Origin of the sequence: Roseomonas populi (genome assembly GCF_024594815.1) — a bacterium.
In the GTDB taxonomy this organism is placed as follows: domain Bacteria; phylum Pseudomonadota; class Alphaproteobacteria; order Acetobacterales; family Acetobacteraceae; genus Roseomonas; species Roseomonas populi.
Window position 1 is genome coordinate 1 of the sequence record NZ_JANJOU010000019.1, and the last position, 25,416, is coordinate 25,416.

Below are 25,416 nucleotides of genomic sequence, written 5' to 3' on the forward strand. Positions count from 1 at the left end.
GGAGAGGGGCGCGGCGGGGTCGGGGCCGGCGGTGTCGGGGTGGGCGCCGGCGGCAGGGGCAGCGGCGGCACGGCCGTCGGCGTGGGCGGGGTGGGCGTCGGCGGCGCCGGCATGGAGGGCGCGGCCGGATTCGGCGGCGGCGGGGGCGGTAGCGGCGTCGGCGGCTCGTTCCGCGGCGGCTCGGGCGGGGTGGGCGTGGGCGTTGGGGTCGGCGGCGTCCGCTCCGGCGCCGGCGGGGCAGGCAAGGGCAGCGGCTCCGGCGCCTGGGCCAGCTGCGGCATGTCCGGTGTCACGATCTCGACGGGCATGGCCGTCTCCACCGGCTCCGGAAGCTCCCGGCCCGGCAGCTCGATCAGCAGCAGCGCGAAGACGAGGGCGTGCGCCACCAGCGACGCCACCAGCCAGGGGCGGAGCCGGTCGTCGCCCCCCTTCATCACGCCTGTGGCCCCCGACATCGCCGTTTACCGCCTTGGTGTGCTCGCCGGGGCCGCCGGGGCGGCGGCGGCCGCGCCGCGCGCGGGGGCGGCGCCACCCGTGCGGGCCGGCGTGCCAGCCGGCTGCTCGGCCAGCAGCGCGACGCGGGAGAAGCCGGCGGAGGAGACGATGCCCATCACCTCCATGATCTTCCCGTAGGCGATGGTGCGGTCCCCGCGCACGAAGATGCGCCGCTCCGGCTGGCCGGAGGGCTGGGCCTCCATGATGGCGCGCAACTGCGGCACGAGCCCGTCCGGCTGCACCTCGGTCTCCTGCAGGAAGATCCGCCCCTCCGGGTTGATGGAGATGGTGATCGGCTCCTGCTCCTGGTTCAGGGCGGCGGCCTGGGTCTTGGGCAGGTCCACCGGCACGCCCACCGTCATCAGCGGCGCGGCCACCATGAAGATGATGAGCAGCACGAGCATCACGTCCACCAGCGGGGTGACGTTGATCTCCGCCATCGGCCGGCGGCGGCGCCCGCCGCGCCCGCCACCCGTCTGGATCGAGGCCGCCATCGGCTCAGACCTGTGCCGGCTGGCGCGGGGGCGCGTTGGGGGACGGCGCCACCGGCGCCTCGTCCGCCTGGCGGGAGAGGATGGCGCCGAACTCGGCCGCGAAGCCCTCCAGCCGCCCGGTGAAGCGCGCCAGGTCCGTGTTGATCTTGTTGTAGGCCAGCACCGCCGGGATGGCGGCCACCAGGCCAATGGCGGTGGCGAAGAGCGCCTCCGCGATGCCCGGCGCCACCACGGCGAGGTTCGTGTTGTTCATCCCGGCGATGGCCGAGAAGGAGTTCATGATGCCCCAGACCGTGCCGAACAGCCCGATGAAGGGCCCGACCGAGCCGACGGAGGCGAGGAAGGTCATCCACTTCTCCAGCCCGTCCATTTCGCGGTTGATGGCCACGTTCATGGCCCGCTCCGCCCGCTCCTTCATCCCGGTCATCGCCAGCGCGCCCGTCAGGCCCATGTCGGCCGCGCGCGACCACTCCCGCATGCCGGAGCCGAACACGGAGGCCATGGGATGCGTCGGCCGCTCCCCCTCGCTGCGGTAGAGGTCCTCCAGGCTGCCGCCCGACCAGAACTTGTCCTCAAACCCGTCGGCCGCGCGGTTCACGCGCCGCATCGTCGTCCACTTCTCGAAGACGATCGCCCAGACCCAGACGCTGGCGAGCAGCAGGCCGATCATCACCGCCTTCACGACCCAGTCCGCCTGGAGGAACAGCCCCCACAGCGAGAGATCGTGCCCGGCCGCGGCCAGGTTCTGCGCAGTCACACCACCGTTCACGGGCGGTCTCCTCGTTCACGCGCCCGATGCGGGCGCCATCCCCTGGCGCCCCCCGGCGCCCCCGAACGGCCCTTGCGGGCCACACCATTATCCCCGGCCGGAGCCTGCCCGGCACCGGGAGCGGCATTGCGGCAGCCCCGCCACCGCAAAGCCCGAATCCGTCAGCCCGCCGCCGAAGGCCGCAGCGCGGAGCGCCAGGGCTCCGGCAGCGGCGCCGGCCGCAGGCTCTCCTGCGAGACGCAGACCAGCCCGACCTTCAAGCGCGCCAGCACTCCGCCATCCTCTGCCACCACGTCCTGCCCCACATCCACCGAGGCCCCGCCCGCCTTCAGCACCCGGGTCTCGATGAACACCAGGTCATCCAGCCGCGCGGGCCGCAGATACGCCACTTCGATGCGCCGCACCACAAGCAACGAAGCATAACGTTCCATCAAAAGATGATGCGGCAAACCTATGTCACGCAAGGATTCCGTCCGGGCCCGCTCCGCCCAGCGCAAATAGTTGGCGTGATAGGCCACCCCGCCTGCGTCGGTGTCCTCGAAATAGACGCGGATGGGATAGCGGTGCACGGCCATGGCGCCCGCCCCTAGCGCCGAATGAGGCCCGCGCCCAGGCCCGCCGCACCGCGGCAGCCCCGCATGCCCGTCATTTCTGCCGGGGAACCGAAGATTCCACTGCGGGCCATGGCCGCCTGACCCGCCCCACCAGCATCAGAGGCTGGTCCAGAACGCCCCCTCATAGGGCACGGCGGAGAAGTCCGCGTTGATTGCCGCCATCGTCGCCACCGGGTCCAGATCGGCGAAGAGTTCGGGCCGGACGGCGCGCGCCATGGCCTCCAACTGCACGATGTTGGCCGCCAGCGCGTTGAAGTAGTTCCAGATCCCCAGCGCCCGCCGAGACCGCACCGCCGGCAGGCCGGAGTATTCCGCCATCCGCAGCACCCGCTCCAGGCTGGCCCGCGCCGCATCGGGCGGCGCCCCCGGGCCAACCTGGATGCCGGCCGAGGTGTCGCCCGGCGCGTAGAGCCCCGTCCCGATGAAGACCTCGGCGTTGGAGAGCAGCACCTGCTCCACCGCGATGTTGCCGCCGCGCGGGTTGCCGGTCAGCCCCTCGGCCACGTTCCGCGCGCCCAGCATCGCCATGAACTCGCCGTCGCCACCGCCCGCGCCGGGCGACCAGCAGCAGGGCCATCGCCCCGGGAAGGCGGAGAGAAGCACTCGCGGCCCCGGCTTCCCCGCCTCGGCCACCCGCTTCACGATCCGGTCGCGCCGCTCCTCGTAGAAGCGCGCATAGGCCTCGGCCTTCTCCTCCGCCCCCAGCACGGCGCCGAGGAGCCGAATGGTGGGCAGCGTGTTGCGACCGGGCTGCTGGAAGATGTCCATGTAGACCACCGGCACCCCGGTGCTCTCAAGCAGCTCCACCCCGCGCCGCATCTCCGGCGAGTTCGCCTGCCAGGTGCTGAGGATCACCAGGTCCGGCTTCAGCGCCAGCGCCCGCTCCGCCGAGAACCCCTGCCCCACGGCGGCCGTCAGCTCCGGCACCTTGTCCAGGGCCGGGAAACGTTGGCGGTAGGCCGCGTCGCTCACCGGGTTCACCTGTTTCAGCTCGCCTCCCATACCCACGAGGACGGAGACCGGGTCCGGCAGGAGAAGCGCCATGTTGAGGAGCTGGAACCCCTCCCCGATCAGCACCGCCCGCGGCCTGGCGCGCAGGGTGACGCTGCGGCCCAGCAGATCCGTGACCTGCCGCGGCCAGGCGCCCTGGCCGGAGGCGCGGAGCGCGGGAAGGACCAGCGGCGCGGCGAGCAGCGCGCGGCGCCGGAGGGAGTGCGAAGGCATGGCCCAGCCCTTCGTTGAGAACGGTTCGCGGTTACCTACACTCGCTGGGCGCCGCAATCTCCCTTCCCATCACATCGGCAGGCCGCCGCTCAGGCCAGCGGGTCGTCCAACAGGTCCCCCTGGGAAGCCATGGCGTTGCGCGGCGGCGTCATCCCCAGGTGCTTCCAGCCCGGCAATCCCAGCACGCGCCCGCGCTGGGTCCGCAGGATCAGCCCTTCCTGGATCAGATAGGGCTCGATCACCTCCTCCAGCGTGTCCCGGCTCTCCGCCAGGGCCGCGGCCAGCGTCTCCACCCCCACCGGCCCGCCGCCGTGGTGGTCCGCCAGCCGCCGCAGATAGCGCCGGTCCATCGCGTCCAGGCCCAGGCGGTCCACCTCCAGCCGCTCCAGCGCCGAATCCGCCAGCGCCTGGTCCGCCGGCCGCCCGGCCACCGCCGCGAAGTCGCGCACCCGCCGCAGCAGTCGCCCGGCGATGCGCGGAGTGCCGCGGCTGCGCTTCGCGATCTCCCGCGCCCCGTCGGCCGTCAGCTCGAAACCGAGCTTCTGCGCGCCACGGGCCACGATCCGCTCCAGCTCCTCCGGCGTGTAGAACTGCAGGCGCAGCGGGATGCCGAACCGGTCCCGCAGCGGCGTGGCCAGAAGCCCCGCCCGCGTGGTGGCACCCACCAGCGTGAAGGGCGGCAGGTCGATCCGCACCGTCCGCGCCGCCGGCCCCTCCCCGATGATGAGGTCCAGCTGGAAGTCCTCCATCGCGGGATAGAGGGTTTCCTCGATCGCCGGCTGCAGCCGGTGGATCTCGTCCACGAAGAGCACGTCGCGCGGCTGCAGGTTCGTCAGGATGGCCGCCAGGTCGCCCGCCCGCTGCAGCACCGGCCCGGAGGTGGCGCGGAATCCCACGCCCAGCTCCCGCGCCACGATCTGCGCCAGCGTCGTCTTGCCCAGGCCGGGCGGCCCGAACAGCAGCACGTGGTCCAGCGCGTCCCCGCGCGCCCGCGCGGCCTGGACGAAGACCGACAGGTTCTCGCGCAGCGCGGGCTGGCCCGTGAAGTCGGCCAGGGTCTGGGGGCGCAGCGTGGCTTCCGCCGCGTCCTCCTCCTGCCGGTGGCCGGCGGTAATGCGTTCCGTATTCATGACGGGGAACATAGCGTGACCGTGCGCCCCTGTCGCGGCCACCCATCGCCGCACGCCCCCGGCACCCTGGCCTCAATCCTTTGTTCACGCCGGCCGATGCAGGCTGCGGCGCCATCCCGGGCCCGGCCCGGGGAGAGGCGGGAAGGATTCCCACCCTCCACCCACCGCCGAAAAGCACGCATGACCCCGCAGATCGCCAACCTCGCCTTCTACCTCGTCCTGCTGCCGCTGGTGGCGGCGGTCGGGTCCATCGCCCTCGGCATCATGGCGCGCGCCGTCGTGGAGCCCTGGGCACGACGGGTCCGCAACCCCGCCCCGATCCGGGCAGCGCGCGCCAGGCGCGGCGCCCGGACGCCGGCACGCGAGGCCGGTCCCGCGGGGCCGGAGACAGCACCGGCGGCACGGGCGCCGGGGCCCGCCTGACTAGGGCGGCACCGGGGGTCCCGTGCGGCCCCGCTTCCTTCCGGTCAGGCGCGTTCTTCGGAGACCGAGAACGGCCTCATGCCCGGCCAGCTAGCGCGGGGCCATCTCCTTCAGGCTCTCACGGATCAGCGTGTTCAGGTCCGCCCCGTCACCCAGCCGGTCCTGCACCCGCGCAACCACGGAGGCCGCCTCAGGGCGCCGCCATCCCAGGTTCAGCAGGGCCGAGACGGCGTCCGCCGCCGCACCTCGCTCCGGGGCCACCGGCACGGCGGGCACGACGAAGCCGGCGTCGCCCGTCGGCATCCCGCCCACCTTCTCCCGCAGCTCGGAGAGCAGCCGCACCGCCAGCTTCGGTCCCACCCCCGGCGCCCGCGTCAGGCTTCCCCGGTCCCCCGCCACGATCGCGGCGGCAAGGTCGCGCGGGGAGAGCGCGGAGAGCAGACCCAGCGCCACCTTCGGCCCCACGCCCTGGATGCCCGTGAGAAGCCGGAACCAGTCCCGCTCCGCCGCGTCGGCAAAGCCGTAGAGGGTGATCGCGTCCTCCCGCACCATCGTCTCGATCCACAGCGTGCCCACCCCGTCCTGCGGCAGGGCCGAGACCGCGCGGGAGGAAGCGGAGACGAGGTATCCCACCCCGTTCACGTCCAGGATGCAGCCGCCCTCGTGCACGGAATCCAGGCGGCCGCGCAGCTTGCCGATCATGCCCCGCCTCCGATGACCAGAGGGCGGAGCCCGAAGGTCTGAACCGGAGGCGTCCTCATGCCGTCTGGTAACCCCGCGCCATCGCCATGCGGGTGGAGCGGTGATTGGCGTGGCAGATGGCGATCGCCAGCGCATCCGCCGCGTCCGCCCGCTTGATCGTGGCGCCCGGCAGCAGCCGCCGCACCATGTCCTGCACCTGCACCTTGTCCGCGTGCCCGGTGCCGACCACGGCCCGCTTGATCTCCATGGCCTGGTACTCCGCCACCACCACGCCCAGCAGGGCCGGCGCCAGCAGCACCACGCCCCGCGCCTGGCCCAGCTTCAGCGCCGCGCCCGGGTTCTTGTTGACGTAGGTGTGCTCCACCGCCGCCTCGTCCGGGCGCATCTCCTCCACCAGCGCCGTCAGCGCCCGGTGGATGGCGCAGAGCCGGTCCGCCAGCGGCATGTCCGCCTTCGTGCTCACCACCCCGTCGCCCAGGTGCCGCAGGCGCGACCCCGTGCTCTCCACCAGCCCCCAGCCCGTGTGCTGGAGGCCGGGATCCAGTCCCAGGATCCTGACAGAGTGATTCAAGCGGTGAGCTTCTCCAGGATCTCGTCCGGCACGTCGAAATTGGCGTAGACGTTCTGCACGTCGTCGTGGTCGTCCAGCGCGTCCACCATTTTCAGCACGCCGCGCGCGGCCTCCTCGTCCAGCGGCACGGTGGCGTTGGGGCGCCACTCCAGCTTCGCGCTCTCGGCCGGCCCCAGCTTCGCCTCCAGCGCGTCGCGCACCGCGAACAGGTCCTCGATCGCCGTGCGGATCGCGTGCCCGTCCTCGTCCGTCTCCACGTCCTGCGCCCCGGCCTCGATCGCGGCCTCCAGCACCGTGTCGGCATCCCCGGCGGAGGGCAGGTAGCGCACCACCCCCTCGCGCTCGAACTGGAAGGCCACGGAGTTCATCTCCCCCAGCGCCCCGCCGTTCTTGGAGAAGATGGAGCGCAGGTCGGAAGCCGTGCGGTTCCGGTTGTCCGTCAGTGCCTCGACAATCACGGCCACGCCGCCGGGGCCGTAGCCCTCGTAGCGCACCTCATCGTAGTTCTCCGTGTCCGTGCCCTGGGCCACACGCTTGATGGCGCGCTCCACCGTGTCGCGCGGCATGTTCGCCACCAGCGCGGCCTTCACGGCCGCCCGCAGGCGGGGGTTGTGGGCCGGATCCGGCAGGCCCTGCTTGGCGGAAACCGTCACCTCGCGGATCAGCTTGCCCCAGGCCTGGGCCCTCTTGGCGCTCTGCGCCGCCTTGCGGTGGGCGATGTTCTTGGCATGCGAATGGCCGGCCATGGTCGGCGTCCTGTTCCTTCTCTGGCATCGGCGCGCCGGCCCGGAGGGAACCCGGGGGGCCGCGCACCGGCCCGCCGGGGCCAGGCCCCCGGAAGGCAGGGGAGGCGGCCCGCGCGGCGGGGCTGGGAAGCCCCATCCTACATCAGCGCCCCGTCCCGGCGCCACCCGGCCCAGGCCGGCATCCCCAAGTCGGCTTCCCACAAGTCGGCTTCCCCCAGGGGCAGGCCTCACCCGGGCCGGCCTCCCCCGGGCCGCCCCTCACCGCTCCTGCCGGCGTCTCGCAGGCAGCCGCCCCGAACCGGCCCCGCGAGCCTGCGCGGAGATCGCGCTTGCCCTGGCCGCCGGGAACCGCTTCACCATGCGCCGCACTCGCATCCCGCCTGCCGCCCCGAGGTCGCCATGGACGCCAACCCCGCCGCCAACCCCTTCGACGTGACGTCGCATGAGGCGCTCTCGGCCCTTTACGACGCCCCCCGCCCCTTGGTCCTGGCCAAGGCCACCGACCGGATCGAGGGCAAGAGCGCGGCCTTCATCGCGGCCTCCCCCTTCTGCGTCCTTTCCACGGTCGGCAATCGCGGCCCCCACGCCACGCCGCGCGGCGACGCTCCGGGCTTCGTGGCGCTGCTGGACGAGAAGACCCTCGTCCTACCGGACCGCCGCGGCAACAACCGCATCGACGCCATGCGCGACGTGCTGGACGACCCCCGCGTCGCCCTCCTCTTCCTCGTCCCCGGCATGGGGGAGACGCTGCGGGTCCACGGCACCGCCCGCATCAGCACCGATCCCACCCTGCGGCAGCGCCTGGCCATGGGCCGCGCCGTGCCGCCCACCGTGCTGGTGGTCTCCGTGACCGAGGTCTTCATGCAATGCCCCCGCGCCCTGCTCCGGGCGGAGCTCTGGGCCGGTCGCGAGAAGCCCCAGGGCGCCCCCACGGGCGGCGAGATGATCTCGGAGCACACCAAGGGCGCCTTCGACGCCAAGGTCTACGACAACGAGACCGCCCCCTTCTGCGCCGAGAACCTCTACTGAGCCTGTGCCCGACCTCCGCATCACCCGGAGCCTGACTGTCCCGGACGCCGCGCTGGAGGAGAGCTTCATCGCCGCCTCCGGCCCGGGCGGGCAGAACGTGAACAAGGTGGCCACCGCCGTGCAGCTCCGCCTGCACACGGCCCGGGTGCCGGGGCTGAGCGAGCGCGTGATGACGAACCTCCGCGCCCTGGCCGGGCGCCGCATGAACGAGGAGGGAGTCCTCCTCCTCGTCTCCCGGGAGCACAGGACGCAGGAGCGCAACCGGGAGGCCGCCCGTGCCCGCCTGGAAGCGCTGCTGCGGGAGGCCGCCGCTCCTCCCCCACCAGTCCGTCGCCCCACGCGTCCCACGAAGGGAAGCCAGGAACGCCGCCTAACCGAGAAGGGCGTGCGGTCCGGCATCAAGCGCAACCGCGGCCGTATTCGGGACGAATAGTCCAGCCTATCTTCCGGTCTACACCTTAAGGTTGTATTTCTGCGCGAGATCGCCGCGGTAAGGGTCAAATTCGTCCACTTTCGGACCTTGTTACATCCGTAAAGAAACTGTGACCTTCGAAACGCAATCATAGGTTGTATGTTCTCTCGCGGCGCAACCGTTCGTTAACTATTTCTGGGACGGGACGACGGAGGTGGCGCTCCGCCCGCGGGCAGGAAGCAATCCCGTCCTACGAGCCACGAACCCTCCCGTGCGGCGCGGGTAGGTAATTCATCAGGGAGCGATCAGCATGAGCGGCACGACCACCGGCGTTGGCATCTGGACCCAACCCCCTCTGAGCATCGGGTTGCCCATCGCGGACCAGGGTAACCCGACCTCCGGCGATGACCGTTTCGACGGCGACGCCATCCTCGTCGCCAACGTCCTCGGCGTGATCACCCCCACCCTGGCGCTCACCGCCACGGACAACTTCGCCAATGGCGGCGCGGGGAACGACCAGCTCTTCGGCAATGGTGGCGACGACACCCTCGTCGGCGGCGTCGGCGCGGACGTGATCGATGGTGGTGCGGGTTTCGACACCAGCACCTACGCCTCCAGCCGGCTGGCGGTCACGGTGGACCTGCGGACCGGCACCGGGACAGGTGGCGACGCTGAGGGTGATAACCTCTTCAGCATTGAGCGCGTGATCGGCTCCAGCTTCGACGACACCCTTTATGGCGGATCTGGGGATGACGTCCTCAGCGGCGGCAGCGGCAACGACACGATCAACGGCTTCGCCGGCGCCAACACGCTGAACGGCGGCGCCGGCAACGACACCATCAACGGCGGCAGCGACAACGACCGTATTTCCGGCGGGACCGGCATCGACATCCTCCGCGGCGGCGACGGCTCTGACCGCATGGATGGCGGCACCGGGAACGACCTGCTGATCGGCGGCGGCGGAGCCGACCTGCTCCGGGGCGGCGATGGCGCGGACACCTTCCGCTACAACGAGCTCGCCGAGAGCACCCGCGGCGGCGTGGACCGCGTGCTCGACTTCAGCTCGGCCGAGGGCGACAAGATCGACCTGTCCGTCTTCGGGGCCTCCTATGCCGGCGATGGGCCCTTCTCCCGCGGCGAGGCCTCGGTCGTCTGGCGCGATGTGGACCTGGACGTGGGCAGCGGCGTGCAGGTGCTGCTGGACGCAGACGGTAACGGCACTGCCGACCTGATGGTCTTCCTCCAGGGCGTGCAGTCCCTGTCCCAGAACGACTTCATCCTCTGAGCACCAGCGTTTGAGTAAGGGGGCTTCCGGCCGGAACGGCTGGAAGCCTCTCCACCCGGCCGGGCGTGCTCGGTCCACCCATGTCCTTCTTGAACGCTCAGCCCGCTGTTGCGGGCGCAGCCTCACGCTTCCCGGCAGCGTCACCTCGTGACAATCCGTCCACTGGCAATCGCCCGCGCCGGTATGGAAATCGGCCCGGCCGGCGCCAGAACGTCCCCCGCAAGCGCCTCTGCTTCGAAGGACATGACGGCTCGTCCGGGAACCGGACCACGCGTTTTCTGGCCCCGGCCCGGTCGCCCGGCCGATAGTCTGGCTGTTCCGCCGCCTGCCCTCGCGCCGCCAGGCGGACCGGATCAGCCGGAGGACGCCCCATGGCCAAGCATCGCCACGCCCTGCCCCAGATCGGCGGAAAGACCTTCCTGACTGATGGCGGCATGGAAACCACCCTCATCTTCCTCGAGGGGATCGAACTGCCCCACTTCGCCTCCTTCGTCCTGCTCGAATCCGAGGAAGGCCGGCGTCAGCTTCGCCGCTACTACGAGGCCTATCTCGCCATTGCGCGGGAGCGCAGGCTCGGCTTCATCCTGGATTCCCCAACCTGGCGCTCCAACCCCGAATGGGGCGCCCGGCTGGGCTACGACGCGGAGGGGCTCCGGCGCATCAACACCGCCGCCGTCACGCTCATGCACGAGCTCAGCCGGGACTGGGACACGGCGGAGGCGCCCTGCGTGATCAGCGGCGCCATCGGCCCACGCGGCGACGGCTATCAGCCCGGCCGCACAGGGATCGAGGAGGCCCGGCGCTACCACTCCGCCCAGATCGCCACCTTCGCCGAGGCCGGGGCGGACATGGTGGCCGCCTATACCCTGACCGGCACGGACGAGGCCGTCGGCATCACCCTTGCCGCATCCGACCACGGCATCCCCTGCGCGATCTCCTTCACGGTGGAGACCGATGAGCGGCTGGCCACCGGCGTCACCCTGCGGGAGGCCATCGAGGCGGTGGACGCCGCCACGGGCAATAGTCCGGCCTATTACATGGTGAACTGCGCCCATCCCACGCATTTCCAGGGCGCGCTCTGGGCCGGCCAACCCTGGGTGGAACGGATCCGCGGCATCCGCGCGAATGCCTCTACCCGGAGCCATGCGGAGCTGGACGAGTCAGCGACCCTCGACATCGGCGACCCGGCCGATCTCGGGCGCCGCTACCGGGCCCTGCGCGCCTCCTTTCCCGGCATACAGGTTCTCGGCGGCTGCTGCGGCACGGACCACCGCCATATCCGCGCCATCTGCGAGGCCTGCCTGCCCGCCGCACGCGCCTGAACTGCCCCGCACGGGCCGCGCGCCCCGGCCTCCCCGCTTCACAGTTCCGCGAGCCGGTGGCATGTCGCCGCCCTACCCAGCGGAGAGGAACCGTGGCCGGCCACGCCCATGTCGACCATTCCGGCGAGAACAAGCGCGTCGCCCTGCTGATCGCAGTGCTGGCGCTCCTTCTCGCCGTTGCCGAAACCGGCGCGAAATCCGCGCAGACCGAAGCGCTCTCCCGCAACGTGGAGGCTTCCAACCTCTGGGCTTTCTTCCAGGCCCGTACCATCCGGCAGACGGTGGTCCGCACCGCCGCGGAGGCCGCCGCCCTCGATCCCGCCGGCAGCGAGGCCTCGGCCCGCCAGCGAGAGGCCTGGAACGCCACGGCCCAGCGCTGGGAGAGCGAGCCCGCCACCGGCGAGGGCCGGCGCGAGCTGGCCGAGCGCGCCAAGGCCGCCGAGCGCGTCCGCGATCGCTCCATGGCCGCCTATCACATGCACGAGTACGGCTCCGCCGCCTTCCAGGTGGCCATTGTCGTGGCCTCGGCCAGCATCGTCACCGGCGTCCCGTTGCTCGCCCTCGGCGGCGCGATCCTCGGCGTCCTCGGCATCGCCCTCAGCGGCCTTGGCTTCTTCGCGCCGGAGATGATCCACTTCTGACAGCCGCCGCCCCGCCACCCGGAAGGGCGGCGGGGCAGCAACCTACTGCGTGTTCCCCAGCGCGGAGGGCGGCGGGGAATGTGTCTTCGCCCCGGCATCGGCCCCCACGGTCTCGGGCCGCCTCGCCTCCCGCCCCGGATCCAAGGCTTCCGCCTCGGCCGGCGTCCGCGCGAAGCGGGAGAGGATGACGCTCTGCGCCGGCACGGCGATGGCGATGCCCAGCTCCTCGAAGCGCCCCTTAATCCGCCGGTTGAACTCGCGCTGCACGCCCCAGCGCCCGGTATCCGTGCAGGGCATCTGGCCGAGCACGGTGAAGGTGGCGCCGTCCACCTTGTCCACGCCCCACAGCGCGAAGTCGTCCAGGATGTTGTCCTTGAAGGCCGGGTCGGCGCGCATCCCCGCCCCGATCTCCTTCAGCACCTGCCCCACCCGGTCCGGGTCCTCGGAGAAGGCGACGGTGACGGAGACCGCGGCATTGCCCTTGCCCCGGTTCGTGTTCGTCACCGTGGTGACGGAGCTGAAGGGGATCACGTGCACGGAACCATCCCCCGCCCGCAGCCGGATGGTGCGGATGGAGAGGTTCTCCACCGAGCCGGAGAGGCCGGAGACCGTCACCCAGTCCCCCACCTGCATCGTGTTCTCCAGCAGCAGGAAGATCCCGGTGATCACGTCCTGCACCAGCTTCTGCGATCCGAAGCCGACGGCCACGCCCAGGATCCCGGCGCCCGCCAGCAGCGGCGCGATGTTGACCCCGAGTTGCGAGAGCGCGGTGAAGCCCACGATCGCCACGATCAGCACCAGCAGGGTGGTATGCAGCAGCGGCAGCAGCGTCCGCAGCCGGGCGGACCGCGCGCGGTCCCCGCGCTGGGCCATCTCCGCGATCGTGCGGTCGATCCAGGCGTTCACCCCCTCCCAGATCATCACGGCCAGCACGCCGGCCACGAGCAGGATCAGCGCGGAGGTCGCGAGCCGTTGCCCCAGCCCGCCGTCGCGGAAGGATTCCATCACGTCCACGCCCCAGACCTGCAGCAGGGCGAGCACGGTAACGAGGCCGATCGCGACGGAGATGCCGCGCCGGAGCACGGGCACGTAGCGGTTGGCGCGCCCCTCCAGCAGCGGCAGCCGCTGCGCCGTCTCCGCCTTGATGCGGAACACCCGGTCCAGCAGGCCAAGCAGAGTCACCGCCACCAGCCGCGCGACCACCAGCACCGCGAGCGTCGAGCCGGCGTAGCGCAGGAGCAGCCCGTAGCCGTTCTCGATCTGCAGCGCCCAGACGAACCACAGCGCCAGCAGCAGGAAGATCGCCATGATGTGCCACACCCGCGCCAGCCAGCGCCGGGCCAGCGCCAGCCCACCCGTCGCCTCGGGCGCCGGCTCGATCAGCGCGGCGATCCCGCGGCGGCACTGCAGCACCACCACCATCAGCAGCACGTGGTTCAGCAGCACCACCAGCTTCGCCGCGGAGGCATAGGCGGCGGGGTACAGCCCGAGGATGCGCGCGATCTCCAGCGCCGCCATGCCGTAGATCGCGATACCCGTCACGCGCCCCAGCCAGACCTCGGCATAGGCCGCCGTCTCGTCGGACATGCGGAACAGCCGCAGGAAGCGCGACTTCGGCGAGACCACCGCGCAGCCCGCCGCCATGACGACGTGCTGCACCACGAAGGCGTTCACGGCGGCCAGGATGATCAGCGGCGTCACGCCCCCGTCGCTCAGCGGCGTCGCCAGCAGCAGGTTGCCCACAAGCGCGAAGACGCCGATCGGGATCAGCTCCAGCACCAGCCGGATCAGGGCCAGCGGCGCGCGCTGCATCAGGCGCAGCTCCGCCTGGCTCGCCACCTGCGGCGTGCCCGCCGTGGCGGCGGAACGGCGCGCCACGGCCTTCTCCACCGCCCGCCTCTCCAATGCCGCCAGCGGCCGCCGCAGCGCCCGCCGCAGCACCCAGCGCGCGCCCCAGGCCAGCGCCACCACGACCGCCAGCCGCCAGGCCGCGTCAAGGATGGCCGACTGCGCGAAGGGGTTGGTGGCCGTCCGCACCAGCCACATCCAGGCCAGCGGCAGGCTGGAGACGGTGGCTCCCACCGTCGCCAAGTGGTTCGACAGCGCCGAGAGCCAGCGCGACAGGGCCGCGATGACCTCCGCCAGCAGGCTGTCAGAGGTGAGGGAGACCTTCTCCGTCGGCTCAGCCGGTGCCGGAGCGGGTGTGGTAGCGGGCGCCGCTGCCGCCGGGGCCGCCGCGGGCGCGGCCCCGGCGGAAGCCGCCGGCCGCGCATCATGGGCCGGCGCCACGCCCGCCACGGCGCGCAACGCGTCCAGCACCTGCTGCCGACGCGCATCGTCCTGGAGGATGTCCAGCGCGTTCCGCGCCTGCTCCGGCGTCAGCGCCTCCGCCCCGGCAACGCTCCCGGCCACTGGCTGGGACCGGGCCGGAAGCGTCGCCAGAAGCAGCAAGGCGGCGAAGGCAAGGGGACGCGCGAAGGGGCTCAGGGCACGGATCAGCTGCTGCATTCCTCGGAGCACTCCAGGGATCATCCGAAATCGCCCCGGGCCTCGGCCCGGAGCCGGCGGGGACCCCTGGCCCCCGCGCGTCACGGCCGGGCGCGGCCCCGGAAGGGGCGGCGCGCGATCCGGCACGGCAGATGCACCCCGCCGCCCCATGGGCGCGGCGAAGGTACGCTCCCCCGAGAAGCGACCGAGGGCCGCGCTTGGTTGCAGTTGCGAAGGCGGAAGGGAGGCTGGGTTAGAAGCCCGGCATGATCTGGGAAAGCCGGCCGCCCAGACGCACCGGCCCGATCCGCGTGGCCAGCCCCGTCGCGTCGTCCGTTTCGGCCAGCACGCCGCAGAGCGTCGCCTCGCCCTCGGCAGGCGCCAGCCGCTCGCTCGGCACCTTCCGCCAGAAGCGGATGGAGGCCCCCGCCTTCCCCATGCCGATCACGCTGTCGTAATCCCCGCACATCCCGGCGTCAGTGACATAGCCGGTGCCGCCCTCCAGCACCTGGTGGTCGGCGGTGGGGACATGGGTATGGGTGCCGCAGACCAGGCTCACCCGGCCGTCGAAGGAATGGCCGAAGCCCAGCTTCTCGCTCGTCGCCTCGGCGTGGATGTCCACCACCACGGCCTGGACCGACCCGTTCGCCCCCATGGTGTGCCGGGCCAGTTCAGCCTGCGCGGCACGGAAGGGGTCGTCCAGCGGCTCCATGAACAGCCGCCCCATCACCTGCATCACAAGCGCCCGGCCCTTGCCCGGCACCTCCACCACCGTCGCCCCGCGCCCGGGCGTGCCGGGCGGGTAGTTCATCGGCCGGATCAGCCGCGGCTCGCCCTCGATGTAGGGCACGATCTCCTTGCGATCCCAGGCGTGGTTGCCCAGCGTCAGCACGTCCGCCCCGGCCTCCAGGAAGGCGCGCGCCATGTCCGGCGCCAGCCCGAAGCCGTGCGAGGCGTTCTCGGCGTTCAGCACCACCAGGTCGGCCGAGAGCTCCCGCCGCAGCCCCGGCAGGCGGGAAACCACCGCATCCCGCCCCGAGCGCCCAACCACGTCACCGAGGAAGAGGATCCTCAACCCGCCGATCCCCGAAACCGCACCACGCCCGTCTCCGTCGCCACCGCGTCCAAGGGGGCGTCATGCGGCCCGCAGGGCACGCTGTCCATCTCCTGGCAGGCAAAGGCCACGCCGAGCGTCCCCGCATCCGGCAGGGCCGCCAGGGTCCGGTCGTAGTAGCCGCCGCCATAACCCAGCCGCCGCCCCGCCCGGTCGAAGGCCAGCAGCGGCACGATCAGCCAGTCCGGCACCAGCGCCGGCGAGTCCTCGCCTGGTTGCAGCGTGCCGAACGGCCCCTTGGACATGGGATCGCCGAAGGCGAAGGCCCGGAAATCCAGCGGCAGCCCGCGCTTCGGCGTGCGGGGCAGGCACAGCCTGTGCCCCCGCCCCTCCAGCGCCCGCATCAGCGGCCGGATGTCGATCTCGTGCCCCATCGGCCAGAACCCGGCCACCACGGCGCCCGCCGGCGGCGGCGCATCCCGCAGCACATGCGCGGCCAGGGCCGGCCCGGTACCGGCCGCCTCGGCGCGCGCGCGCCGGGCCTGCGCTTCCTCGCGCGCCACGATCTTGGCGGCACGGAGCGCGGCGTCGTCGCCGATCGAATGGGGAGGAGAGTGCGGAGCCGCCATGACCGCTGGCGAAACGTCCTCCAAGGCCTGCTATGCAGGTGGGCGCCAGATATCCGGACCAGGGCCCGGACAGAGCCAGCTCCCGGAGGGTGCTTATTGGCCCAGGGGATGATATGCCTGGCGTGAAAGGCAGCCCCGCCAGACCTATCTAGTGCCGCGCGGTCCCTTCCGCCAGCCCGCCGCCAGTTCTTTCGCCCTCAGTTTTTACCGAGATCGGTGGCGATTCCCTCGATCCGCTCCGCCACCCGCGCCAGCCGCTCGGCCAAGCGCGGGTCCGTCGGCGCGGCCGGGGGCAGCATCCCCGCCCGGGCCTGGGCCAGCTCCACCTTCAAGTCATGCACCTCGTCCGCCAGCAGCAGGGCCGCCAGCAGCAGCAGGCGCGATTCGCCGTAGGACCCGCCCATGGTCCGCACCGAGGAGACGCGGCGGTCCACCTCCGCCGCCAGGGCGACGAGATGCGCCTCCTGCCCGTCCTCGCAGGATACGGGATGGCTGTAGCCGCCGACGCGAACCGTCACCTGTCCCAAAGCCTAACCCTCCAACGCCATCAAGAACCGCCCGACCACGCCAGTCACCCGAGATTCGGGCCGGCGGGGCCGCTCCGGCCGCCCTCGTCCTCGGGCAGCCCGGCCTCGTCGAAGCCGGCCTCCTCGCCCATGCCGTCCTCGCCCAAGCCTTCCTCGGCGAGCACCTGGGACCCCTCGGGAAGGGCCGCGCGCAGCCGGGCGATGGTCGCCTCCAGCCGCGCGGAGAGCGCCTCCACCTCCTCGACCGGCACGCCTGCCGGTGCGGGCGCCACGCGCGGCATGGATGCCGCCGCCCGCGCCAGCCGCTCCACCGCCGCTTCCAACCGCGCGGCCGCCTCTGCCAGGCTGTCCGACATGCCGTCCCCAACCTCCGCGCCCGCGCCAGATGGCGGGCCAACCTCTACCGAGTGCCCGCCGCGAACGGACCTGACACGTGAGCGTGATGGTCTTACGCATCCCCCCGCAAGGGGGTCAACCGCAGTGCTGCCCGCGATCCGCTTCCATTCCGCCGAGGAGGCGGCCGCCGCCCTCGCCCTCGCCCCCGCCGCGGGCGTGCTGCTCCTCTCCGCGCCCGGCGCCGCCGCCTGGCCCGGGGCGGCCGTGGTGGCAGCCATGGTCGCCCGCGCCGCGGCCGCCCATCCCGGCGCCGCGTACCGGGCGGCACTGGATTGCGGGTGTGCCCCCGGCCTCGCGCTGGACGCCCTGCGCCAGGGCTGGCGCCTGCTGCTGCTGGACCCCGCCCACCCCGCTTTCCCCGCGATCCACGCCGCGGCGGAGGAGGCCGGCGCCGCCCTGTGGCCCAGGGCACCGGAGGCGCTGGACCTCTCGCGCCTCGATCTCCGCAAGCCAGGTGGGCGCGCCATCCTCGCCCGCCACCTCGGCGCGGAGATGTCGGAGCTTTAACCGCACCGCCACGCCGCTCGGGCCGGCGTGGGGCGTTCAGGAAAGGCATTCCCCACAGAGGAAAACTCCCATGCGCCTCCTCCTTCCCGCCGCCCTCCTTGCCGCCACCATGGCCGCCGCCCTCCCCGCCCAGGCCAGGGAAGGCGGCTGCGTGAAGGATGGCGCGGTCGGCGCGGTCGCCGGGCATTTCGTCGGCAGCGGCCACGCGGTCGCGGGCGCAGCGGTCGGCTGCGCCGTTGGCGTCCACCGTCGCCACGCGGCGGAGCGGCGGGAGCAACAGCAGCAGCAACAGAATCCCAGCCCCGGCAACCACGGCTGACGCGCCCGTCACGGGCCCCATGGAAGGGGCCCGTGACAAGCCCGCCGCCCTGCGGCTTACTCCGCCCGCCCCGGCCACGCCCCGGCAAAGGAGGAACCCGCCCGATGCAGCTCACCCCCAAGGTCCGCGAGATCCTCGGCTGGTACGAGAGCGACAATCCCGGCACCAAGGCCAACCTTTCCCGCATCCTGATGGAAGGGAAGCTCGGCGGCACCGGCCGCCTGGTGATCCTGCCGGTGGATCAGGGCTTCGAGCACGGCCCCGCCCGCTCCTTCGCCCCCAACCCCGCCGCCTACGACCCGCGCTACCACTTCGAGCTGGCGATCGAGGCCGGGCTGAACGCCTATGCCGCCCCGCTCGGCATGATCGAGGCCGGGGCCGCCACCTATGCCGGCGCCATCCCGACCATCCTGAAGGTCAACAGCAGCAACTCCCTCTCCACCACCAAGGACCAGGCCGTGACCGGCACGGTGGCGGACGCGCTGCGCCTGGGCTGCTCCGCCATCGGCTTCACCATCTATCCCGGCAGCGAGTACCAGTTCGAGATGATGGAGGAGCTGCGCGAGCTGGCGGAGGAGGCGAAGGCCTCCGGCCTCGCCGTGGTGGTCTGGAGCTACCCGCGCGGTCCGAACCTGGACAAGACCGCCGAGACCGCGCTCGATATCTGCGCCTACGCCGCGCACATGGCCGCGCTGCTCGGCGCCCACATTATCAAGGTGAAGCCGCCCACCGAGGCCATCTCCCTCGATGCCGCCAAGAAGACCTACGAGAAGAGCCCCGTGCCCGACATCGGCACCCTCTCCGGCCGCATCGCGCACGTGGTCCAGGCCTGCTTCGGCGGCCGCCGCCTCGTCGTCTTCTCCGGCGGGGAGGCCGGGACGACAGATTCGATGCTGGACATGGCGCGCGGCATCCATGCGGGCGGCGGCAACGGCTCCATCATCGGCCGCAACACCTTCCAGCGCCCGAAGGCGGAGGCGCTGAAGCTGCTCTCCGACATCATCGGCATCTACAAGTCCTGAAACGCCGCCGGGCGGGCCGCGCGCCCGCCCCGCGAAGCATGACCGGGTTCCCCAGCACGTGCCCCATCCCGACGAGCCCCGTCGTCACGAACCAGGCGGCTGCCGCCTCTACCTCATCACCCCGCCGCGCATCGACCTCGCCACCTTCCCGGACAACCTCGCCCGCGCGCTGGACGCCGGCGACGTGGCCTGCCTCCAGCTCCGCCTGAAGGATGCGCCGGAGGATGAGGTCCGCCGCGCCATCGACGCGCTGCGCCCCGTGGCCCAGTCCCGCGACGTCGCCTTCCTGCTGAACGACAATGCCGAACTCGCCGCCCGCACGGGATGCGACGGCGCCCATCTCGGCCAGGAGGACGGCGACCACGAGAGGGCGCGGAGGCTGCTGAAGGCCGGCACGCTCGGCATCACCTGCCATGCCAGCCGGCACCTCGCCATGGAGGCGGGCGACATGGGCGCGGACTACGTCGCCTTCGGCGCCTTCTTCCCCACCACCACGAAGGAGGCGAAGCACAAGGCGGAGCCGGAGATCCTGGAGTGGTGGTCCTCCCTCTTTGAGATCCCCTGCGTCGCCATCGGCGGCATCACCGCGGAGAACTGCGCCCCGCTGGTGCGCGCGGGCGCCGATTTCCTCGCCGTGGTCGGGGCCGTGTGGAACCACCCCGAAGGCCCGGCCGCCGGCGTGCGCGCCATGAACGCCGCCATCGCGGCGGCCTGAAACGCGAAAGGCCGCGCCCCCACCGGGAGGCGCGGCCCACGGGCCGGGATGTGGCCGGCGATCAGCGGACGATCGAAACGCCCGGGTTCCGCGTGCCCATCGGGGTGATGGAGCCGGCCGGCGCCGTCTGCTGCGGCATCGGGGCCGGGGCGCCGGGCGCGCCCTCCAGGACCATGCCGCCGCCGTTATAGGCGCGGTCCGAATCCGCCGTGCGTCCGCCGCGGTCGATCGGCGGGCCGGGGGAGCGGCCGGTGCTGCTGCGGCCATCATACATGTTGGCCATCGCCGGAACGGCGAAGAGCGCAGCGGCAGCCGCGAGGGCGAGAACGCGCATTGTGCACCTCCGTACTTGTCCCCGCTGAACGTCACCCCTTCCCCCGGGTTGCACCGCGGCACGGGCCCGGCGATGACCCGTCCATGGACGAGCTGACCTTCCTCACCGCCTTGCACCGCCCGGGCACGCTGGTGGATGTGGGCGCGCACCAGGGCCTGCTCTCCCTGCCCCTGGCCGCCCTGCCCGGCGCCCGGGTGATCGCCTTCGAGCCCCTGGCCGAGGCCCGCGCGGTGCTGGAAACGCGCGCGCCAGGAATCACGATCCGCCCGGAGGCGCTGGGCGATGCACCGGGAACGCTGGACCTCTCCATCCCCGTTCTGGACGGCGCGCCGCAATGGGAATGGGCCAGCACCGCCAAGAGCTACCAGGCGCATGAGGGGCCACACCTGGTGGTGCGGCGAAGCCCTGTCCCCGTCATCACCCTGGACAGCCTGGCCCTGCCCGACGTGACAGCGATCAAGATCGACGCGGAGGGCGCGGAATACGCCGTGCTACGCGGCGCGCGGGCCACCCTCGCCCGCTGCCGCCCCTTGCTGACCCTGGAACTGGAGGAGCGCCACGCGGAGGGCTGCACCTGGGCCGTCCCCGCCTTCCTCGACGCGCTGGGCTACGAAACCTGCTTCGCCCACGAGGGACGCTGGCACCCCATGGCCGCCCTGCACCGCCCGACGATGCAGCGCGCCAGCCCGGACCCCGCCGTGTTCGCGGCCTCGGACCCCTACATCTTCAACTTCTATGCCTGGCCGGCGGAGCGCGCGGTGGAAGCCCGCGCGCTCCTGCCGGGATAGCGGATCAGCCGGGCTGCTGCCCGCCCAGCTCGCCGGACTGCACCAGCCGGTTCGCCTCCTCCGCCTGCGAGTCCAGCGACTGCCGCAGGCCGGAGGCCAGCCCCAGCCGGTGCGCCAGCGCATCCAGATAGGCCCGCTCCGCCGCCGTATCCGGCTCCGCCACAAGGCGGGAGACCATGTAGATCTCGGATTTCTGCGCGTCCGTCCGCGCCATCGCCGCGATGGCGCCCGGATCGACGGGCGCGTCCAGCGCCTGGAACACGAAGCCCTTGGCGTCCGCGTCCAGCCCCAGCCGCTCCACCTCGTCGAAGATCCGGTTGCGCTCCGAATCGTCCAGGTGCCCGTCCGCCTTCGCCGCGGAGATCATCGCGCGGATGAGCGAGAGGCCGAAGGGGTTCCCATCCGCCGCCGGCGCATCGTCGCGCGCAAACTCGGCGGGCGGCGGCACGGCAGCCGCCCCACGCCCCGGCGCCGCGCCGGACCAGGGCCCGGATGAAGGGACCGAGGCGGGCGCGGGGGCCGGCGCCTGTCCGGCGCCGCCCTGGTTCTGCGAATCCTGCCACTGCTTCCAGGCGCGGTAGGCCAGCGTGCCGAGCACGGCCATGCCGCCCATCCGCAGCAGCCCGCCCCCGCCCCCGCGCCGGCCGCCGCCGAGCACGGAGCCGAGCAGACCGCCCGCCGCCGCCGTGCCCATGGCCCCGCCGAGCATGCCGCCCAATCCACCGCCCAGGCCACCCCCCGTGCCGCTCCCCGCGCTCCCGCCGAGGCTGCCGATCGGCCCGCGGAAGAACCCGCCGCCCGCGCGGTCGCTGTCCTGGTCGCCGGAGCGGCCGGGCGTCGCCATCGCGCCGCCGGTGTCCCGCTCGTTCCCCAGCGTCCCGATCGGGCCGCCGAAGAAGCCGCCCCCGCCGCGCGAGCCGCCCTCGTTCCCCAGGCTGCCGATCGGGCCGCCGAACATCCCGCCGCCGCGCGAGCCGCCCTGGTCCCCAAGGCTGCCGATCCCGCCGCCGAGCAGCCCGCCCAGCACGTCGCGCAGCGATCCGCCACCGCTGCCGCCCAGGCTGCCGATCCCGCCCTGAGGCCGGGAATCGGTCCAGCGTCCGCCACCGGAGTTCCCGCCGAGGAATCCGTCCAGCAGCCCTTTCGTGTCGAACATGCGCGCCTCTCCCGATTGAGCCCAGGGAACGCAGCAGGCGGCCCTTCGATGCGGCCCGCCTCAGCGCGCCATGCCTGCCCAGGCCGCTCCCGCCCCGCCCGGCGGGTCCCAGAGCCCGTCCTCCGCCTGCCTCAGCAGGGCCCCGAAATCAGCCGCGCCCCCCGGCCCGTCCGCCACGGCCACGCGCAGCTTCAGCCCGGGCTCCTGGCCGAAGGGATCCGCCGGCCCCATGCGCTCCGGGATCAGCCGCGGCAGGTCCTCGGCCAGCCGCCGCGCCGCCGCGGGCGGGATGCCCTCCAGCAGCAGCGCGAAGCCCCGCGCCCCGTGGCGGAACACCAGGTCATCCACCCGCAGCGCCCCGGCCAGCGCCTGCGCCATCTCCCGCAAAGGCGCGGCCGGCCCTGGCGCGGCCACCTGCACCAGCAGCAGCCCGAATCCCCGGCCGCGGCGCCGCGCCCGCTGGAACCGCTCCGCCCCGAGCGCCGCCAGATGGCGGGAGGCCAGCGCGCCCGTCACCTCGTCCCGCTCCAGCGCCCTCTCCGCCATCGCCTCGCGCCGGTAGGTCAACAGGTCGAAGAGGTCGCCCAGCCGCCGCCGCGCCCCGGCGTCGCCCCGCGTCTCGAAGTACCGGAAATAGCCGGCCAGCAGCGCGCCATAGACAAGCGCCGCCCCCATCTTCGCCGCCCAGCCGCCCAGGAGCGCAGCCGGCGGCACCCCCGCCACCATCCGCAGCACCCCGAAGAAGGCCAGCTGGTCGAAGGTCAGCACCACCGCCAGGCAGAAGATGACCCGCGCAGCGTGCTGCCGCCCGAACAGGGAAGCCGTGCCCTCGTAGAGCAGCACGACCATGAGGCTGTCCACGAAGAGCAGAAGCGTGCCCCAGATCATCAGCACGCCCATCTGATCGACGAAGCCCAGGTCCGGCGCCATCGCGCCCAGCGCCACGGGCGCGTGAAAGCGCAGGATCAGGCAGCTTGCGACGACGAGCAGGTTGCCGATCAGCAGCCCGTACACGGGCTGCCGCACCGTCTCCGCGTCCTCCTTCACGTAGAGCAGCAGCACCATCGCCAGCTTGCCGGAGAACAGCACCACGGAGCCGGGCGAGATCAGCCCGAAGGGCAGCTCGATGAAGAACACCGCCGCCAGATAGGTCTCCAGGAAGTGCATAACCCCGAGCGCGCAGACGAAGACGCCCGTGCCAAGCGCCCCCCGCGCGCGGAACAGCACCGCCATGACGCCGAAATACAGGACGGCCTGCAGCAGCAGCAGCGAAACACCGCTCACCGTCCGTAAGCCCCGCGCGAGGGTATCATACGCCCATCCCGTCCTGCCCCTCGCAGGATGGGGGAATGTCGTTAAAGATCAACCTTCGGTTGTCTTTATGAAGCAGAACGCACTTTCTTTAGGGCGCCCGGATGTAAGGCCAGCCTCCCAGCCACCGCACCCCGCCCAGGTCCGGCACCCCGGCCGCCAGCATCGCCAAGCGGTCGAAGCCCATCGCAATTCCCGCTACCGGCGGCATGCCCTGGCGCAGCGCCGCCAGGAAGTCCTCGTCCACGCCCCAGGCGGCGCCGTACAGCGCCTCCCGCTCCGCGACGTCCCGGGCAAACCGCACGGCCTGCTCCTCCGGGTCCAGCAACTCGTCGAAAGCGTTGCCCAGCTCCAGCCCCGCCGCGAAGACCTCGAAGCGCAGCGCGGCCCGCGGGTCGGCCGGATTCCGCCGCGCCAGCGCCGCCTGCGGCGCCGGCCAGTGCGTCAGGAAGGTTCCGCGCTCCCGCCCGAGGGCCGGCTCCACATGCTCCAGCATCAGCCGGAAGAACAGGTCCTCCCATCCCAGCCCTTCCGGCACGGAAAGCCCCGCCGCCCGCGCCGATGCGGCCAGCGCGGCCGCATCCCCCTCCGCCGTCTCAGGATCGACGGACGCCAGCACATCCACCCCCACCCGCGCGAAGGCCTCCGCCACCGTCACCCGCTCGAAAGGTAGGGAAAGGTCGGTCTCCACCCCCGCATGGGTCACGCGGGCTGGCAGCACGGCGCGCAGATACGCCTCCACCGCGTCCATAAGCCCCTCCAGCCCGGCGCCGAGGAGATAGACCTCCAGCATCGTGAACTCCGGCGCGTGGCGGGGCGAGACCTCACCGTTCCGCCACACCCGCGCCAGCTCGAAGCAACTGCCCGCGCCCCCTACCAGCAGCCGCTTGATGGACAGCTCCGGCGAGGTGCGGAGCCACAGCTCCCGCCCCTCCCCGCGCCCGAGATGCGGCTCGAATCGGCTGCGGAATCCGTGCAGGTGCACCTCCATCCCCGGCACGGGCACGAGGCAGGGCGTCTCCACCTCCGCGCAGCCCCGCGCCTCCCAGAAGCCGCGCGTTTCACGCACCAGTGCCGCCCGCCGCCGCAGCGCTGGCAGCCGCGCCGCCAGGGCCTCCGGATGCCATGGGGGAAGAGGGTCATGCGCCACGCTCGGGCCTCCGTTCCGCAAGGCGTCCCGTGACACAACCGCCCGCTCCGGGCTACCAGCCCCGGCCATGCCCGACGGCTTCCCCCTGAACCACCCCCTGCGCGACATCCCGGCCCGCCCCTTGCGCGACGCCGACGCCCTCGCCACGGCCGGCCTCGTCCCGCCCGAGACCCTGCCGGAGCTGCGCCGGGTCGCGGCGCGCTACGCCGTCTCCGTCACCCCCGCCATGGCCGCGCTGATCGACCCGGCCGACCCGGCCGACCCCATCGCCGCCCAGTACATCCCCACCCCGGCCGAGCTGGAGACCTCCCCGCTCGAGCTGGAGGACCCGATTGCCGACCACCCCCACTCCCCGGTGAAGGGCGTGGTCCACCGCTACCCCGACCGCGCGTTGCTGAAGCCCCTGCTGGCCTGCCCGGTCTATTGCCGCTTCTGCTTCCGCCGCGAACAGGTCGGCCCCTCCGGCGGCGTGCTGAGCGAGGCGGAGCTGGACGCGGCCCTGGACTGGTTCGCCGCCCACCCGCAGGTGAAGGAAGCCATCCTCACGGGCGGCGACCCGCTGATGCTCTCACCCCGCCGGCTGGGCCACATTGTCCGCCGCCTCTCGGCCATGCCGCATATCGGCATCATCCGCCTGCACACCCGCGTTCCCGTGGCCGACCCCGCGCGCGTGAACGAGGCATTGGCCGAGGCGCTGGACACGGAAACCGCCCTCTTCCTCTGCCTCCATGCGAACCACGCGCGCGAGTTCACCGGGGAAGCCCGCGCCGCCCTGCGCCGCCTGTCCCGCGCAGGTGTCGCGCTGCTCGGCCAGGCCGTGCTGCTGCGCGGAGTGAACGACACGGCGGAGAGCCTGGAAGCCCTGCTCCGCACCATGCTGGAGCACCGGGTGAAGCCCTACTACCTGCACCAGCTGGACCGCGCCCCGGGCACCGCCCGCTTCGAGGTGCCGATCGCCGAGGGCCGCGCCCTGCTGCAATCCCTCCGTGGCCGCGTCACCGGCCTCGCCTGGCCCACCTACGCGCTGGACCTGCCGCAGGGCCAGGGCAAGGCGCCCATCGGGCCGGACTTCGCGGAGCGTGTGGAGGGCGGCTGGAAGGTTCGCGGCCCGCTCGGCGGAGGCCACTTCCAGGCGGACGGGGCGGACTGAAACACCGCCGAAGC

Annotated in this window: 30 protein-coding genes and 1 other RNA gene; 12 read left to right on the forward strand and 19 right to left on the reverse strand. The window is 72.6% G+C overall.

The features are described from left to right. The 6 genes from NRP21_RS19115 to ruvB form a co-directional block, all read right to left on the reverse strand. Positions 1 to 455 (reverse strand): hypothetical protein (locus NRP21_RS19115; protein ID WP_408639641.1); only part of this gene is annotated, 455 nt, incomplete at its 3' end. Positions 456 to 461: 6 nt separating this feature from the next. After that, positions 462 to 989 (reverse strand): protein TolR, encoded by a 528-nt coding sequence (gene tolR / locus NRP21_RS19120; RefSeq protein ID WP_257717829.1) that lies wholly within the window; start codon positions 987 to 989, stop codon positions 462 to 464. A 4-nt stretch (positions 990 to 993) separates the two neighbouring features. Next, entirely contained in the window at positions 994 to 1,758 is a 765-nt protein-coding gene (gene tolQ, locus NRP21_RS19125; RefSeq protein ID WP_257717830.1) for a protein TolQ, read from the reverse strand. 161 nt (positions 1,759 to 1,919) lie between these two features. Next, positions 1,920 to 2,333 carry a YbgC/FadM family acyl-CoA thioesterase gene (locus NRP21_RS19130; RefSeq protein ID WP_257717831.1) on the reverse strand — a complete coding sequence of 138 codons (414 nt, stop codon included), beginning with the start codon at positions 2,331 to 2,333 and terminating at the stop codon, positions 1,920 to 1,922. Positions 2,334 to 2,468: 135 nt separating this feature from the next. After that, complete coding sequence (locus NRP21_RS19135) at positions 2,469 to 3,596, reverse strand: ABC transporter substrate-binding protein (protein WP_257717832.1); 1,128 nt, start codon at positions 3,594 to 3,596, stop codon at positions 2,469 to 2,471. A gap of 89 nt (positions 3,597 to 3,685) precedes the next feature. After that, positions 3,686 to 4,726, reverse strand: a complete 1,041-nt coding sequence (ruvB, locus tag NRP21_RS19140) for a Holliday junction branch migration DNA helicase RuvB (RefSeq protein WP_257717833.1) — start codon at positions 4,724 to 4,726, stop codon at positions 3,686 to 3,688. A gap of 180 nt (positions 4,727 to 4,906) precedes the next feature. On the opposite strand from ruvB, the gene NRP21_RS19145 reads away from it, so the two are divergent. Next, positions 4,907 to 5,149, forward strand: a complete 243-nt coding sequence (locus NRP21_RS19145; RefSeq protein WP_257717834.1) for a hypothetical protein — start codon at positions 4,907 to 4,909, stop codon at positions 5,147 to 5,149. 90 nt (positions 5,150 to 5,239) lie between these two features. Here the strand turns inward: NRP21_RS19145 and ruvA are convergent, their stop codons facing one another. The 3 genes from ruvA to NRP21_RS19160 are packed head-to-tail and all read right to left on the reverse strand — an operon-like array spanning position 5,240 to position 7,168. Then, positions 5,240 to 5,851: a Holliday junction branch migration protein RuvA gene (ruvA, locus tag NRP21_RS19150; protein ID WP_257717835.1), complete on the reverse strand. Its 612-nt coding sequence runs from the start codon at positions 5,849 to 5,851 to the stop codon at positions 5,240 to 5,242. 55 nt (positions 5,852 to 5,906) lie between these two features. After that, on the reverse strand, positions 5,907 to 6,422 hold the full coding sequence (ruvC, locus tag NRP21_RS19155) for a crossover junction endodeoxyribonuclease RuvC (RefSeq protein ID WP_257717836.1): 516 nt from the start codon (positions 6,420 to 6,422) through the stop codon (positions 5,907 to 5,909). After that, on the reverse strand, positions 6,419 to 7,168 hold the full coding sequence (locus tag NRP21_RS19160; protein WP_257717837.1) for a YebC/PmpR family DNA-binding transcriptional regulator: 750 nt from the start codon (positions 7,166 to 7,168) through the stop codon (positions 6,419 to 6,421). The genes ruvC and NRP21_RS19160 overlap by 4 nt, the downstream gene beginning before the upstream one ends. Before the next feature lie 399 nt (positions 7,169 to 7,567). Here NRP21_RS19160 and NRP21_RS19165 point away from each other — a divergent pair, with 399 nt between their 5' ends. The 5 genes from NRP21_RS19165 to NRP21_RS19185 all read left to right on the forward strand — a co-directional run bounded on the left by NRP21_RS19165 (position 7,568) and on the right by NRP21_RS19185 (position 11,857). Next, a complete protein-coding gene (locus NRP21_RS19165; RefSeq protein WP_257717838.1) occupies positions 7,568 to 8,197 on the forward strand; it encodes an MSMEG_1061 family FMN-dependent PPOX-type flavoprotein in 630 nt (209 codons plus the stop codon). Positions 8,198 to 8,201: 4 nt separating this feature from the next. Continuing rightward, complete coding sequence (gene arfB, locus NRP21_RS19170) at positions 8,202 to 8,630, forward strand: alternative ribosome rescue aminoacyl-tRNA hydrolase ArfB (RefSeq protein WP_257717839.1); 429 nt, start codon at positions 8,202 to 8,204, stop codon at positions 8,628 to 8,630. 289 nt (positions 8,631 to 8,919) lie between these two features. Continuing rightward, positions 8,920 to 9,894, forward strand: a complete 975-nt coding sequence (locus NRP21_RS19175) for a calcium-binding protein (protein ID WP_257717840.1) — start codon at positions 8,920 to 8,922, stop codon at positions 9,892 to 9,894. Positions 9,895 to 10,265: 371 nt separating this feature from the next. Further along, positions 10,266 to 11,216, forward strand: coding sequence for a homocysteine S-methyltransferase family protein (locus NRP21_RS19180; RefSeq protein ID WP_257717841.1), 951 nt, complete (start codon positions 10,266 to 10,268; stop codon positions 11,214 to 11,216). 92 nt (positions 11,217 to 11,308) lie between these two features. Then, entirely contained in the window at positions 11,309 to 11,857 is a 549-nt protein-coding gene (locus NRP21_RS19185) for a DUF4337 domain-containing protein (protein WP_257717842.1), read from the forward strand. Positions 11,858 to 11,899: 42 nt separating this feature from the next. Here the strand turns inward: NRP21_RS19185 and NRP21_RS19190 are convergent, their stop codons facing one another. The 6 genes from NRP21_RS19190 to NRP21_RS19215 form a co-directional block, all read right to left on the reverse strand. Then, positions 11,900 to 14,365, reverse strand: coding sequence for a mechanosensitive ion channel domain-containing protein (locus NRP21_RS19190; RefSeq protein ID WP_257717843.1), 2,466 nt, complete (start codon positions 14,363 to 14,365; stop codon positions 11,900 to 11,902). Between the two features lie 232 nt (positions 14,366 to 14,597). Beyond that, positions 14,598 to 15,419 carry a TIGR00282 family metallophosphoesterase gene (locus NRP21_RS19195; protein WP_257717844.1) on the reverse strand — a complete coding sequence of 274 codons (822 nt, stop codon included), beginning with the start codon at positions 15,417 to 15,419 and terminating at the stop codon, positions 14,598 to 14,600. Next, positions 15,416 to 16,027, reverse strand: coding sequence for a 5-formyltetrahydrofolate cyclo-ligase (locus NRP21_RS19200; protein WP_257717845.1), 612 nt, complete (start codon positions 16,025 to 16,027; stop codon positions 15,416 to 15,418). Before NRP21_RS19200 ends, NRP21_RS19195 begins: the two co-directional genes overlap by 4 nt. Further along, a non-coding RNA gene (gene ssrS / locus NRP21_RS19205) (6S RNA) lies at positions 16,014 to 16,166 on the reverse strand. The genes NRP21_RS19200 and ssrS overlap by 14 nt, the downstream gene beginning before the upstream one ends. 58 nt (positions 16,167 to 16,224) lie before the next feature. Beyond that, positions 16,225 to 16,554: a cell division protein ZapA gene (locus NRP21_RS19210; protein ID WP_257717846.1), complete on the reverse strand. Its 330-nt coding sequence runs from the start codon at positions 16,552 to 16,554 to the stop codon at positions 16,225 to 16,227. 44 nt (positions 16,555 to 16,598) lie between these two features. Then, positions 16,599 to 16,910: a hypothetical protein gene (locus tag NRP21_RS19215; RefSeq protein ID WP_257717847.1), complete on the reverse strand. Its 312-nt coding sequence runs from the start codon at positions 16,908 to 16,910 to the stop codon at positions 16,599 to 16,601. A gap of 124 nt (positions 16,911 to 17,034) precedes the next feature. Between NRP21_RS19215 and NRP21_RS19220 the strand changes: the two genes are divergently transcribed. From NRP21_RS19220 to thiE, 4 genes are all read left to right on the forward strand, one after another. Continuing rightward, complete coding sequence (locus NRP21_RS19220) at positions 17,035 to 17,457, forward strand: hypothetical protein (RefSeq protein ID WP_257717848.1); 423 nt, start codon at positions 17,035 to 17,037, stop codon at positions 17,455 to 17,457. Between the two features lie 70 nt (positions 17,458 to 17,527). After that, positions 17,528 to 17,776, forward strand: coding sequence for a hypothetical protein (locus tag NRP21_RS19225; protein ID WP_257717849.1), 249 nt, complete (start codon positions 17,528 to 17,530; stop codon positions 17,774 to 17,776). A 104-nt stretch (positions 17,777 to 17,880) separates the two neighbouring features. After that, positions 17,881 to 18,798 (forward strand): class I fructose-bisphosphate aldolase, encoded by a 918-nt coding sequence (locus NRP21_RS19230; RefSeq protein WP_257717850.1) that lies wholly within the window; start codon positions 17,881 to 17,883, stop codon positions 18,796 to 18,798. A 58-nt stretch (positions 18,799 to 18,856) separates the two neighbouring features. Next, the gene (thiE, locus tag NRP21_RS19235) at positions 18,857 to 19,513 is read left to right on the forward strand and encodes a thiamine phosphate synthase (RefSeq protein ID WP_257717851.1); all 657 of its coding nucleotides are present in this window, start codon (positions 18,857 to 18,859) and stop codon (positions 19,511 to 19,513) included. A 61-nt stretch (positions 19,514 to 19,574) separates the two neighbouring features. On the opposite strand, the gene NRP21_RS19240 is transcribed toward thiE, so the two are convergent. Then, complete coding sequence (locus NRP21_RS19240; protein ID WP_257717852.1) at positions 19,575 to 19,847, reverse strand: hypothetical protein; 273 nt, start codon at positions 19,845 to 19,847, stop codon at positions 19,575 to 19,577. Positions 19,848 to 19,930: 83 nt separating this feature from the next. Here NRP21_RS19240 and NRP21_RS19245 point away from each other — a divergent pair, with 83 nt between their 5' ends. Further along, positions 19,931 to 20,635 carry an FkbM family methyltransferase gene (locus NRP21_RS19245; RefSeq protein WP_257717853.1) on the forward strand — a complete coding sequence of 235 codons (705 nt, stop codon included), beginning with the start codon at positions 19,931 to 19,933 and terminating at the stop codon, positions 20,633 to 20,635. A gap of 4 nt (positions 20,636 to 20,639) precedes the next feature. On the opposite strand, the gene NRP21_RS19250 is transcribed toward NRP21_RS19245, so the two are convergent. The 3 genes from NRP21_RS19250 to epmA form a co-directional block, all read right to left on the reverse strand. Beyond that, positions 20,640 to 21,791: a tellurite resistance TerB family protein gene (locus tag NRP21_RS19250; protein ID WP_257717854.1), complete on the reverse strand. Its 1,152-nt coding sequence runs from the start codon at positions 21,789 to 21,791 to the stop codon at positions 20,640 to 20,642. A gap of 60 nt (positions 21,792 to 21,851) precedes the next feature. Then, positions 21,852 to 23,075, reverse strand: a complete 1,224-nt coding sequence (locus tag NRP21_RS19255) for a nucleotidyl cyclase domain-containing protein (protein ID WP_257717855.1) — start codon at positions 23,073 to 23,075, stop codon at positions 21,852 to 21,854. 118 nt (positions 23,076 to 23,193) lie between these two features. Next, complete coding sequence (gene epmA, locus NRP21_RS19260; RefSeq protein WP_257717856.1) at positions 23,194 to 24,252, reverse strand: EF-P lysine aminoacylase EpmA; 1,059 nt, start codon at positions 24,250 to 24,252, stop codon at positions 23,194 to 23,196. Positions 24,253 to 24,319: 67 nt separating this feature from the next. Between epmA and NRP21_RS19265 the strand changes: the two genes are divergently transcribed. Continuing rightward, complete coding sequence (locus NRP21_RS19265; protein ID WP_257717857.1) at positions 24,320 to 25,402, forward strand: lysine-2,3-aminomutase-like protein; 1,083 nt, start codon at positions 24,320 to 24,322, stop codon at positions 25,400 to 25,402. Positions 25,403 to 25,416 lie beyond the last annotated feature (14 nt).